At 63.8% G+C, this 12314-nt stretch carries 11 protein-coding genes; 9 read left to right on the top strand and 2 right to left on the bottom strand.

What is annotated here, in order from left to right; translation table 11 throughout:
• Nucleotides 1-51: 51 nt before the first annotated feature.
• The 7 genes from ACQKI2_RS15685 to amaB are packed head-to-tail and all read left to right on the top strand — an operon-like array spanning nucleotide 52 to nucleotide 8235.
• Nucleotides 52-960, top strand: coding sequence for a type II and III secretion system protein family protein (locus tag ACQKI2_RS15685; protein ID WP_427380572.1), 909 nt, complete (start codon nucleotides 52-54; stop codon nucleotides 958-960).
• A 13-nt stretch (nucleotides 961-973) separates the two neighbouring features.
• Nucleotides 974-1684: a CpaD family pilus assembly protein gene (locus ACQKI2_RS15680; protein WP_427380571.1), complete on the top strand. Its 711-nt coding sequence runs from the start codon at nucleotides 974-976 to the stop codon at nucleotides 1682-1684.
• 34 nt (nucleotides 1685-1718) lie between these two features.
• Entirely contained in the window at nucleotides 1719-3122 is a 1404-nt protein-coding gene (locus ACQKI2_RS15675) for an AAA family ATPase (RefSeq protein ID WP_427380570.1), read from the top strand.
• 25 nt (nucleotides 3123-3147) lie between these two features.
• Nucleotides 3148-4629: a CpaF family protein gene (locus ACQKI2_RS15670; protein WP_427380569.1), complete on the top strand. Its 1482-nt coding sequence runs from the start codon at nucleotides 3148-3150 to the stop codon at nucleotides 4627-4629.
• Nucleotides 4629-5660, top strand: a complete 1032-nt coding sequence (locus tag ACQKI2_RS15665) for a type II secretion system F family protein (RefSeq protein ID WP_427380568.1) — start codon at nucleotides 4629-4631, stop codon at nucleotides 5658-5660. Before ACQKI2_RS15670 ends, ACQKI2_RS15665 begins: the two co-directional genes overlap by 1 nt.
• A gap of 13 nt (nucleotides 5661-5673) precedes the next feature.
• The gene (locus ACQKI2_RS15660) at nucleotides 5674-6693 is read left to right on the top strand and encodes a type II secretion system F family protein (RefSeq protein ID WP_427380567.1); all 1020 of its coding nucleotides are present in this window, start codon (nucleotides 5674-5676) and stop codon (nucleotides 6691-6693) included.
• 39 nt (nucleotides 6694-6732) lie between these two features.
• Nucleotides 6733-8235, top strand: a complete 1503-nt coding sequence (gene amaB, locus ACQKI2_RS15655; protein ID WP_427380566.1) for an L-piperidine-6-carboxylate dehydrogenase — start codon at nucleotides 6733-6735, stop codon at nucleotides 8233-8235.
• Between the two features lie 12 nt (nucleotides 8236-8247).
• Here amaB and ACQKI2_RS15650 read toward each other — a convergent pair whose 3' ends face one another.
• Nucleotides 8248-9114: a tetratricopeptide repeat protein gene (locus ACQKI2_RS15650; protein ID WP_427380565.1), complete on the bottom strand. Its 867-nt coding sequence runs from the start codon at nucleotides 9112-9114 to the stop codon at nucleotides 8248-8250.
• A gap of 120 nt (nucleotides 9115-9234) precedes the next feature.
• Here ACQKI2_RS15650 and ACQKI2_RS15645 point away from each other — a divergent pair, with 120 nt between their 5' ends.
• Nucleotides 9235-10605, top strand: a complete 1371-nt coding sequence (locus ACQKI2_RS15645) for a leucyl aminopeptidase family protein (RefSeq protein WP_427380564.1) — start codon at nucleotides 9235-9237, stop codon at nucleotides 10603-10605.
• Nucleotides 10606-10728: 123 nt separating this feature from the next.
• Here ACQKI2_RS15645 and ACQKI2_RS15640 read toward each other — a convergent pair whose 3' ends face one another.
• Entirely contained in the window at nucleotides 10729-11385 is a 657-nt protein-coding gene (locus tag ACQKI2_RS15640) for a tetratricopeptide repeat protein (RefSeq protein ID WP_427380563.1), read from the bottom strand.
• A 63-nt stretch (nucleotides 11386-11448) separates the two neighbouring features.
• Between ACQKI2_RS15640 and ACQKI2_RS15635 the strand changes: the two genes are divergently transcribed.
• The gene (locus tag ACQKI2_RS15635; protein WP_427380562.1) at nucleotides 11449-12312 is read left to right on the top strand and encodes an SDR family oxidoreductase; all 864 of its coding nucleotides are present in this window, start codon (nucleotides 11449-11451) and stop codon (nucleotides 12310-12312) included.
• Nucleotides 12313-12314 lie beyond the last annotated feature (2 nt).

The following is a 12314-nucleotide window of genomic DNA, read 5'->3' as shown; positions in this document are numbered from 1 at the left end:
AGAAGCCGAGGCCAACTACTTTGCAGCCCTGAAGGAAAACGCTATCGCTGCATGACTCCAACCAAACAGCCTCCGGGGTTATCGGCGCGGTTCACAGCCGTCGAGATGCTTCAGCCCGACAGCCCCTTTACCAACTCCTTCTCGGGAAGTACGTCCAGTGGCTTCAACGTTCAGGGTCAGGCTCTGGGCGGGCTGTCCATGGAAACGGGCTATACCAACTACAATAACGGCCGCCTTCAGTCTTCTGTCGGGGCAGCGATCGATGCGATGGAGCGTATCGGCATTGTCCGTACACTGGCAGAGCCCAACATTGTGGCGATGTCGGGGGAGAGCGCGAAATTCCTCGCAGGCGGCGAGTTTCCCGTGCCGGTCGGCCAGAACCAGAACGGCCAGATCACGGTGGAGTTCAAACCTTACGGGGTGGGCCTTGCCTTTACGCCGGTGGTGCTCTCCGAAGGGCGCATCTCGCTGAAAGTGTCAACCGAAGTATCCGAGCTCACCTCGCAGGGCGCCTTCCAGGGCGCGGCGCAGACCTATACCGACGCCGATGGCAACACCACCATCATTCAGGGCGCCACCCTGCCGGCCCTTTCGGTGCGGCGCGCAGAGTCCGTAGTCGAACTTCCTTCGGGCGGCTCGATGATGATGGCGGGCCTCATTTCGGTGAAGGACCGCCAGACCATTGACCAGTTGCCCGGCCTCAAGAAGCTTCCAATTCTGGGCGCCCTGTTCCAGTCGCGGGATTTCCTTTCGGAGGAAACCGAACTGGTGGTGATGGTGACGCCCTATCTCGTTGGCCCGGCCAGCAAGGCGAAGATGAAATCGCCAGCCGACGGCTACGCCAACGCCTCGGACGCCAAGACCATTTTCTTCGGCAAGCTGAATGAAACCTATGGCCGGGATGGCGCGCCCATCAAGGCTGACGACTATCGTGCCCCTGTGGGCTTTATGGAAGAGTAGGGCAAGACAGACCATGACCCGTCATATCCGTTCGCTACCAGCTCTCATCGCCCTCGGCGCGGGCGCTGCGGCCATATCGGCCTGCGCCAGTGTCGCGCCGACTGCCGTGCCGGCGGCCTATCTCGAGACCTCGCCGCTCGATCTCAATCCGATCCAGGTGGAGAAGCGCACGGAGTTTCTGGAAGTTGCCATCGATGCGCAATCCAGCGAGCTTTCCAGCAGTGACCGGGCGCGCATCCGCGAATTCCTGGCAGGCTATGTAAAGCGTGGCCATGGCCCGCTGGTGCTGTCGATGCCCCAGGCCTCGGCCAATCCACAGCTCGCGGTTGCGGCAGTGGCAGAGGCCCGCGCCATCGCATGGGATCTCGGGATCGAGTATGAGGAAATGACAGGCCGCGCCCATGGTGCGGGCTCACCCGTCAGTGAGCCGATGATCCTGGCCTATCAGAGCTATGAGGCGATTGCGCCCTATTGCCCGCCCAAATCGACGGTGGATTTCAGCAATATCGATTCCAACAACCAGATGTCCACACTGGGCTGTTCGGTCCGCACCAATCTGGCCGCTATGATTGTTGATCCGGGCGATCTTCTCGGAAAGCGCGCGCTGGATCCGTCCGATCTGTCCCGCCGCGAGGTTATTCTGGAGAAGTTCCGTGCCGGGGAGGCCACGGCGTCCGAACGGTCGAGCCAGGAGTCCGGTGCTGTTTCGTCGGCAGTCCAGTAACGTCTAGGCGCAAGCCTCGGGGAGTACGAAGAAGATGGGTAAAGACAATCCGATGTTCGAAGACGACATCGACCCTGAGTTCGAAGATGTCTTCGGCGAAGAGGGGCCATCGACACCGATAGGCAAGGCGACGGCGGCAATCTTTGGGGAAGCGCCTGCGGCAGCTGCGCCCGTGCAGCCGGTGGTGGATTTCACGGCCCGCCCGGCCAATTACAATATGCCCGTCTTCTCGTCCGGGGACGAAGGCGGCGACGCGCTGTTGCCGGCCATTTCGATCAAGCTGTTCTATGAGCGCGAGGAGACCCGCCTGCTGATGGAACTCTGCGCGCAGGACCGGCGCATGGGCCGGGCCACGGTCGAGTGCCTGCCGGGCGGTATTCCGTCTGCGATCCATTATCTGCAAGGAAACCCGACCCCCAACCTCATTCTCATCGAGTCTGGCTCTGTCGCCGAGAGAGTGATCGCCGAGGTCGACGCGCTTGCCGAGCATTGCGACGAGCAAGTGAAGGTTGTGGTCATCGGATCGGTCAACGACATCATGCTCTACCGCCAGCTGATGGCGCGGGGCGTATCGGAATACCTTGTTCCGCCGTTCCAGCCGCTGCAGATCATCCGGGCCATCTCCAGCCTGTTCACGGATCCGGACGCGCCCTTTGTTGGCCGCCAGATATCCGTAGTCGGCGCAAAGGGCGGGGTGGGGGCCTCCACCATTGCCCATAACCTCGCCTGGTCGCTGGCGGAGAATATCAAGGTCAACACCACGCTGGTCGATCTCGACCTCTCCTTCGGAACCACCGCGCTCGACTTCAACCAGGAAACGCCCCAGACGATTGCCGACGCCCTGCTGGCGCCAGAGCGGGCCGATGACGCGGTGATCGAACGCCTGCTGGCGCGCGCCACAGAGCGCCTCTCCCTGTTCACCGCGCCGGCCCATATCAACCAGATCATCGACATTCCGGATGATGCGTACACGACCGTCATTCAGGGCGTGCGGCGGAACGTGCCTTTCATGGTGCTGGATCTGCCGCATGTGTGGAACCAGTGGCTGCGCACCACGCTGATCCAGTCTGACGAGGTGATCGTGGTCTGCCAGCCAGACCTTGCCTCGCTGCGCAATGGCAAGAACCTGATTGACCAGCTCAAGGGCCACCGGGTTAACGACAACCCGCCGCGGCTGGTGCTGAACATGTGCGGCGTGCCCAAGCGGCCGGAGATTCCAGTGAAGGATTTCGCCGCCGCCATCGGCGTGGAGCCCGAGATCATTGTGCCCTTCGACCCTGAAGTGTTCGGCACGGCGGCCAATAACGGCCAGATGATTTCCGAAACCGGCCCGGCCTCGCGCCCCGCCATGGCCATCGATCAGTTGGCCGCGGCCCTGAGCGGGCGGGCAATCCAGCGGGTGGAGAAATCATTCCTCAAGAAACTGCTGGGTAAGTAGGACGTTTAAGAAAACGGGATAGATCATGGCTTTTGGCAAACGCTCGGTTACATCTTCCGCAACGCTGCCTTCGCCGGCGCCTGCGGCGGCGCCGAAGCCGGCTGCCCCCGCGCCAGCCGCGACGGCTGCGCCGGTCAAGCCGCGCGCGGCCGAGCCTGCGCCCGCTGCGGCCGCAAAGCTCAAGACCCCGGAGGTCAAGCCAGAGCCCGTCCGCAAGGTCAACCAGCATTCCGATCAGTATTACGCCACCAAGACCACCATCTTCAACGCTCTGATCGACACGATCGACCTCTCCCAGCTCGCTCAGCTGGACACCGAAAGCGCGCGCGAAGAAATCCGCGACATCGTGGTCGAGATCATCAGCATCAAGAATGTCGTGATGTCGATCTCCGAGCAGGAATACCTGCTCGACGATATCTGTAACGACGTGCTTGGCTATGGCCCGCTTGAGCCGCTGCTGGCACGGGATGACATTGCCGATATCATGGTCAACGGCGCCGACACGACCTATATCGAGGTCAACGGCAAGATTGAGCGGACCAATATCCGTTTTCGCGACAACGCCCAGCTGATGAACATCTGCCAGCGGATCGTCAGCCAGGTTGGCCGGCGCGTGGATGAAAGCTCGCCGATCTGCGACGCGCGCCTGCTTGACGGTTCGCGCGTCAACGTGATTGCTCCGCCGCTGGCCATTGATGGGCCCACGCTCACCATTCGTAAGTTCAAGAAGGACAAGCTGAAGCTCTCCGATCTCGTCCGGTTCGGATCGATCAGCGAGGCCGGCGCCGAAATCCTGCGCATCATCGGCCACAGCCGCTGCAATGTGCTGATCTCCGGCGGCACGGGCTCAGGCAAGACGACGCTGCTCAACTGTCTTACCGGCTTCATCGAGCCGGGCGAGCGCGTCATCACCTGCGAAGACTCCGCCGAACTTCAGCTCCAGCAGCCCCATGTGGTGCGCCTGGAAACCCGCCCGCCGAACATCGAGGGGTCGGGCGAGATCACCATGCGCGAACTCGTCAAGAACTGTCTGCGTATGCGCCCGGAACGGATCATCGTGGGCGAGGTGCGCGGCCCTGAAGCGTTCGATCTTTTGCAGGCCATGAACACCGGCCATGACGGTTCGATGGGCACGCTGCACGCAAACAGCCCGCGCGAAGCGCTCAGCCGTGTGGAATCCATGATCACCATGGGCGGTTTCTCCCTGCCGGCAAAAACCATCCGTGAAATGATTGTCGGCTCGATTGATGTGGTCGTCCAGGCGTCGCGTCTGCGCGATGGCTCCCGCCGCATCATGTGCATCACCGAGGTGCTCGGCCTTGAGGGTGACACCATCGTTCTCCAGGATATTCTCAAATACGAAATCGACGGCGAAGACGAGAATGGCAAGATCATCGGCCGTCACCGGGGCATGGGTATCGGCCGGCCGCGCTTCTGGGAGCGGGCCTCCTACTATAACCTTGAGCGCGAACTCGCCGCTGCTCTTGATGAGGTCAATGGCGGCTGATGGCTGGTTCAATGGTTCCCTATATGGTCGCGGCGCTCGCCTTCCTGGCGATTGTCGGCCTCGGCCTGGTGCTCACCGGCAACAATGACGATGCGGCTCGCAAGCGTGCCAGGGCGATCAGCGCCGGCCGGGGAGGCGGGCAGGGGAAGGGCGGCAAGGTTGCCGATGAAAACGCCCGCCGCCGCGCCAAGACCCAGGAAATGCTCGAAGGGTTGCGCAAGCAGGACAAAGAGCGCCGCCGGAATGATCCCATGCGGAATATAGGGTCCAAGCTCACCCAGGCGGGCCTTGAGATACCCGTGCCGATGTTCTGGATGCTTTCGGCTGTGTGCGGACTGGTGTGTGCCGCGGTGGTCTATATTTCCGGCGCCGATGGTCTGGTCATCAACGGCATTTCCCTGAAAAGCCGGCCCGTTCTGGTGGCGGCGGCCTTCTTTGGCGGCACGCTGGGCGTCCCGCAATTTATCCTGAATTTCCTCATCAAGGGGCGCCACACCAAGATGGTGAACCAGTTTGCCGATGCGCTGGACATCATCGTGCGCGGCGTACGGTCCGGCCTGCCGCTGAACGAGTGTATTCGCGTCATTGCAAAGGAAAGCCCTGAGCCACTGCGCAAGGAATTCATGACCTTCGCCGACAACCTGGCGATGGGCGCGGGCCTCGACCGCTCGCTGGCCGCGCTTTACAAGCGCATGCCGCTGCAGGAGATCAACTTTTTCGCCATCGTGCTGATGATCCAGTCGAAAGCAGGGGGTAACCTCTCCGAGGCTTTGCACAACCTCTCCACTGTCATCCGCTCCCGGAAGATGATGCGCGAGAAGGTGAAGGCCCTCTCCTCGGAGGCCAAGGCGTCTGCGATGATCATCGGCTGCCTTCCTTTTGCCGTTGGCATCATGGTTTTCCTCACCACGCCCGATTACATCATGGAACTCTTCCGTACAGAGACAGGGCACGTCATCCTCGTGATGGCCGCCGGGATGATGGGCACGGGCATCACGGTCATGCGCAACATGATCAACTTCGACATGTGAGGCGCGGCGCAGGATGTATGAGCTTCTTCTCTCCTTCACTAAGCCCCAGACGCTGGCCGCATGGCTGGTGGCGGCGGCCGTGTTCGGCACCTTCGTGACGATTTTCCTGCCCTATCTGCAGGGCAACAAGCTGGAAACCCGCCTCAAGGCCGTGGCCAGCCAGCGCGAGAAACTCCGCAAGCAGAGCCGCGCGGCGCTGGAGAAAAAGGGACTGCGCCGGAAGGACGACAGCGTTGTCGGGTCGATTTCCTCCAAGCTCAACCTCGCCCAGGCGCTGGAAGATCCCAACGTTGTCAAGCTGATGAACCAGGCCGGCCTGCGGGGTCCGGGGCCGATCTCGGCCTTCTATTTCGCGCGGATGGCCATGCCCTTCGCCGGGGCAGGGCTGACTTTCTTCTACATCTTCTTCGTCAATGATTTTGGCCTCAGCCTGTTCATGAAATATGGCTCGGTCATCTTCGGCGCCGCCGCCGGCTTCTATGCGCCGAACCTCTATATCTCAAACCTTGCCCAGAAACGTCAGAAGTCGATCATGCGCGCCTTTCCGGACGCGCTCGACATGCTGCTGATCTGCGTTGAGGCCGGTATGTCGATCGAGATGGGCTTCAACAAGGTCAGCCAGGAAATCGGCTCGGCCTCGCCCGAACTTGCCGAGGAGTTCGGCATCACGGTGGCTGAGCTTTCCTACCTGCCAGACCGCCGCCAAGCCTATGAAAACCTTGCCCTGCGGACCGGGCATGAGGGCGTCAAGGCCGTCTGTATGGCACTTGGCCAGGCGGAGCGCTACGGCACGCCGCTGGGCGACGCGCTGCGCCTGATGGCCAAGGAAAACCGCGAAATGCGGATGTCGGAAGCCGAAAAGAAAGCTGCCGCGCTTCCTGCAAAGCTGACCGTGCCGATGATCCTCTTCTTCCTGCCCGTGCTGTTTCTGGTCGTGCTTGGCCCGGCCTATATCAAGTACAATGCGATGCAGAAGGACAACGAGGCGGCCCCGCAGGTTACCCAGGTTGCCCCCTCCAGCGATATGGCCTGAGGGCTTTCCCCCGCCGCAGCGGGCGGCTAGACCGCTGATATGACCCCAGTTGATCTTGCTGCCGCCAGCCTCGCCCGCCTGGGCGTACCCATGCCCGCCGCCCGCGGCGCCATTCCCTGCCACTCGCCCCTTGATGGCTCCGTGCTCGGATATCTTCCTGTGGCCACATGCCGGGACCATGAATCGGCTGTCAGCGCAGCGGCCAATGCCTTTGTCGCGTGGCGCGACGTGCCCGCCCCCCGGCGAGGGGAGCTTGTTCGCCTGTTAGGGGAAGAACTGCGCGCCGCCAAGGATGACCTGGCTGCCCTCGTCACGCTGGAGGCGGGCAAGATCCCTGCCGAAGCGGCCGGTGAAGTGCAGGAGATGATCGACATCTGCGATTTCGCCACCGGCCTCTCCCGGCAGCTGCATGGGCTCACCATCGCGTCCGAACGCCCTGGCCACCGGATGATGGAAACCTGGCATCCCGCTGGCATCACCGCCGTCATCACCGCCTTCAACTTTCCCGTCGCCGTCTGGGCCTGGAATGCTGCGCTCGCCCTTATCTGCGGCACCCCCGTGATCTGGAAGCCGTCCGAGAAAACTCCGCTCACCGCGCTCGCCGTCAGCGCCGTGGCCGCCCGCGCCGCGAAGAAGTTCGGCTGTGTGCCAGATGGCCTCCTCGCCTGCCTGATCGGGGGAGCGGAGACGGGCGCCCGTCTGGCTGCGGACGAGCGCGTGGCCGTCCTTTCGGCCACCGGGTCCACCCGTATGGGCCGCGCCGTGGCGCCCGTCGTCGCCGCCCGTTTCGGCAAGGCTATCCTGGAACTGGGTGGTAACAATGCCGGCATCGTTTGTCCGTCTGCGGATATGGACCTTGCAGTCCGTGCGATTGCCTTCTCCGCCCTCGGCACTGCCGGCCAGCGCTGCACCACCATGCGCCGCCTCTTCGTGCATCATGCTGCAAAGGAGGTGCTGATGACACGCCTGCAGACTGCCTTTGCCTCGGCAAGGGTGGGCGATCCGCGCGGGGAAGGGGTGTTGCTCGGCCCACTGATCGATCAGGCCGCAGCAGCCGCGATGCAGACGGCGCTCGAAGAAGCCCGGGCCCTCGGCGCCATTGTCATGGGCGGTGAGCGTCTTCCTGGTCCCGGCGTCTATGTCCGGCCGGCCCTCGTAGAAATGCCCTGTCAGGCTGGGCCCATGCTGCGTGAAACCTTCGTGCCGATCCTCTATGTTCTGCCCTATACGGATCTTGCTGAAGCCATCGCCCTCAACAATGCGACCGGCGCGGGCCTCTCCTCGGCCATTTTCACAACAGATCTGCGCGAAGCCGAAACCTTCCTCTCGGCGGCAGGCTCTGACTGCGGTATTGCCAATGTGAATATCGGCACATCCGGCGCCGAGATCGGCGGGGCCTTCGGCGGCGAGAAGGAAACCGGCGGCGGGCGCGAATCCGGCTCGGATGCCTGGAAGGGCTATATGCGGCGCGCCACCAATACCATCAACTATTCCCGCGCCCTGCCGCTGGCGCAGGGCATCCGTTTCGACCTCCCGAACTAGTCTGTAGGCGGATTACTGGTTCAGCGTGCCGCGCAGCTGGCGCTTGGTGCCCGGCGTGGCGGAGGTGGAGGTGTTGCCGCCGCCGATCAGCGCGTCATAGGTGCGTGCCGGCTGTACCAGCCCGCGCAGCAGGGCGGCATTCTGCTCGGCCACCTTGTCCGGGGCGTTCTGGGCGCTGACTTCCTTCATCTCGTCAAACCGCCCCTGCAGGCCGATCACGAGGGCCAGGTTTTCCGTCACACGAGCCCCCGCGCCCGGCTGGGCGGCGGCCGTGCGCAGCTGTGCCTCTGCGCCTGCCAGATCACCCGACAGCAGCAGCGAAAGCCCGTAATTGGTCAGCGTCGTCACCCGGTCAGGCTCAAGGGTCAGGGCGCGCTGATAGTTCATCTGCGCCTGCCGGTGCATTTCCATCTGGTCAAACGCCGTGCCTAGCGCCGCCCAGCCATCGGCACGGTCGGGCGCGGCGCGCGTCACCTGCTCAAAGCTTGCCCGGGCGGCTTCGTAATTACCCTCCGACATCAGGATGCGCCCGTTCACCATCATCAGGTCAGCATTGCCCGGATGGAGGATCAGCGTCTTGTTCACCACATCCTTTGCCCGCTCCTGGCTGCCGATGGCGCGCAGGGCATCGGCAAATTGCAGGGCGTTCTCCACGCTCTGCGGGTCTTTCTGGTATTCCTTGCCCCAGAAATTCGCGCGGGTGAGGGGATCTGCCCGGTTGGCCGCCTCGCGTTCCTCCGGTGAGGCCGGGGCCAGCGCAGCCTCCATGGCCTGCGCCAACGCCTTCTCTTCCTGGCTCTGCCCGGTGGACGCGCAGGCGCTGCTCAGCGCCGCCAGCGCGAGCGCAAAGCCAAGAAGGGGCGTTTTGGCACTGGACATCAGCAGGCTCCGTGTATGTATCCCTGAAGGTCAGGCAGACATTGCCCCCGCCTGGGTCAAGTTTCGGTTAACGCCGCAGCCCCAGCCATTAACCACCGAGAAGCCCGGAAAGGCGCCGAAATGCATAAATCCTTCACCACCGAAGCAACCGCTCCCGTCCAGGTCTGGCTCTATACGGCCAGCCAGTTCGGCGCTCTGGAGAACGATCCGTTCCCCAATGCGCGGGCGATTGCCGGGGCGCAGGGCTTTACCGGCGGGGCAGGGCAGACCGTGCTTGTGCCCGGTCCGGACGGGCGCACGGCGCATGTCCTCCATGGCCTCGGCGCCGGGCGGGACCAGCTTGCCGCTGCGGCCCTCTCGGCAAAGCTGCCGGCAGGTGACTATGAAATCGCCTTTGCGGGGGGCTATCCCTTCGCCAGCCTCGCAGCCGGCTGGGCGGACGGGGCGTACCGTTTCGATGGCTACAAGACCGAGAAGGCCGCCCCGCCGCGCCTTTTCATCCCGGCCAGCGAGAATGCCGCCCGCCTGTCGCAGGAGGCCGACGCCATCGCCGCCCTGCGTGACCTTGTGAACACGCCGGCCGCCGATATGGGCCCTGAACAGATACACCTTCGCATGGCGGCTCTGGGCGAGCGGCATGGCGCCCGCGTCGCTGCCGTGGTGGGCGAGGCCCTGATCGAGGAAAACTACCCGATGGTCCATGCCGTCGGCCGCGCGGCGGCAAAGGCCCCGCGCTTCCTGATGCTGGAATGGGGTACGCCCGGCGCCCCGAAAGTCTCGCTCTGCGGCAAAGGCATCACGTTTGATACCGGTGGCCTCAATATCAAGACCGGCGACGGCATGCGCATCATGAAGAAGGATATGGGCGGGGCCGCCCATGCCATCGCGCTCGCCCAGCTGGTGATGGAAGCGCGCCTGCCTGTCCATCTGCGCCTCTTCGTCTCGGCGGCGGAGAACGCCATCGCGGGCGACGCCTTCCGGCCTGGAGACATCCTGCAGAGCCGCAAGGGCCTCACCGTCGAGATCGACAATACAGACGCTGAAGGCCGCCTTGTGCTGGGCGACGCGCTCGCCCGCGCCAGCGAGGACCAGCCAGACCTGCTCATCGACTTTGCCACCCTCACCGGCGCTGCCCGCGTGGCGCTGGGGCCAGACCTTGCCCCTCTTTATACAGATGACGAGCAGCTCGCCGCAGACATTCTGGGGGCCTCGGAAGAGACCGGGGATCCGGTCTGGCGCATGCCGCTCTGGGATCCTTATCTCGCCTATCTGCAAAGCCCGGTGGCAGATCTTGTAAACTCCGGCGGGGCAGGGATGGCCGGCTCGATCACGGCGGCGGTTTTCCTCAAACAGTTCGTTTCGGCCAAAAGCTGGGCGCATTTTGATATCTGGGCCTGGCGCAAGGCAAAGTATGGCCGCCCCGATGGCGGCGCCGCCTGCGGCCTGCGCGCTGTCTTCGCCATGCTGGAAAAACGCTATCCGGCGGTTTGATGCCGGCCTGCCGCATCGGGTGTGACGCAGGTGGTGAGGCGGGGGGACAGGACCGTCCGGTCCAAACAATCCGCGGACAGCTACCCGCCTTGTCCGCCCCCGTCCGCCTTCAGGCGCGCGGGCTCAATTCCCCGCCTTGATCCGCATCGCTTCGCGCACGCGGCCGCGCACCAGCAGGGTGTCGATATTCTTCGGGTCGGCGGCCATGGAGGTTTCCACGTCCTTCAGGGCGAGGTCGAGGGCGTCCTTGTTGAGGTGAACTTCGGCGCGCATCTGGTAGGCAATCGCGTCGCCGGGTTCGTTAGCAATGGCGGTGTTGAGATCCACCAGCGCCTCATCCCATTTGTCGATCAGCATATAGGCCGTTGCCCGGTCGAGCAGCAGGTCATTCTCGCCTGGTGCCAGTTTCAGCGCTTCGGAGAAGGAAACGGCCGCCGCCTCTGCCGCGCCGATCTGCAGCCAGGCATTGCCCGCCTGCGAAAGATAGATCGCGCGCTGTTCCATCGTGCCGCCATCGCTCGACATCGAGAGGTTCTCCAGCCGCACGGCGCCTTCTTCCACGCTGCCAAGGGCGATCAGGGCGAGGGCGGTGCACTGGCGTGCGCCGGGGCGGTTACCCTCGAAGGTCCAGGCCAGGCCATCCTCATAAGCCTCGTCCGGTGCCTGCTCGATCTTGGCAACGCAGGCTTCCAGCCGTCTGGCTTCAGCAGCGGCAAACTCGGCGCTGGCATTCTGCTGCAGGAAAAGCGCCGCACCGGCGGCCATGGCAATCAGCGACATGGGCAGGACACTCCAAAGCCTCTATCTCATTGTTCTTAGGCGCAATCGGAGCACCCTTGGCAAATGACATCTCAGCCATCTCTGCTGTTTGTTTTCGGATTTGGCTACTCTGCCCAGCAGTTGGCCAACCGCCTGATGGCAGCAGGCTGGCAGGTTGCCGGAACCGTCCGCAGCGAGGCCAAGGCCGCCGCGCTCCGGGCGCGGGGCATCGCGGCGCAGGTCTGGCCGGGGGAGGGTCCGCTGGACCTGCCGCCGGGCGCGCACTGGCTGGTCACGCTGCCGCCGGGCAAGGAGGGCTGCCCGGCGGCGCAGGCTGCCGCAAGCTGTCCGGATTTGTCCGAAAGTGTCACCTACCTGTCCACAACGGGCGTCTATGGGGACATGAAAGGCGGCTGGGTGACCGAGTGGAGCCCGGTTTCGCCGGCCTCGCCTAGGGGCGCGGCGCGGGTGAAAGCTGAGGGACAATGGCAGGCGCTGACGGGGGGTAAGGCCCGCCTTGTCCGCCTGCCGGGTATCTACGGACCCGGCCGGTCTGCCTTCGACCGGCTGCGCGACGGCACCGCCCGGCGCATTGTCAAGGAAGGGCAGGTGTTTTCCCGCGTGCATGTCGATGACATCGCTTCGGGTCTGGAGGCGCTGATGCTTCGCCCTGACGTCACGGGGGTTTTTCATCTCTGTGACGAGCTGCCCGCCCCGCCGCAGGATGTGATCACCTATGCGGCGGAATTACTTGGCATTGCGCCGCCGCCGGAAATTGCGTTTGAGGACGCTGACTTGTCCCCCATGGCGGCAAGCTTCTATGCCGAGTGCAAGCGGGTCTCCAATGCGCGGGCGAAGGCCGCCCTGGGGTGGCGCCCGGCCTATCCGACGTACCGGGAGGGCCTCGCCGCGATTCTGGCCGCAGAGTCCGACAAAATATTTCCCTGATT

Origin of the sequence: Hyphomonas sp. NPDC076881 (assembly GCF_050269995.1) — a bacterium.
GTDB lineage: Bacteria > Pseudomonadota > Alphaproteobacteria > Caulobacterales > Hyphomonadaceae > Hyphomonas.
This window is presented reverse-complemented; position numbering and strand designations above follow the sequence as displayed.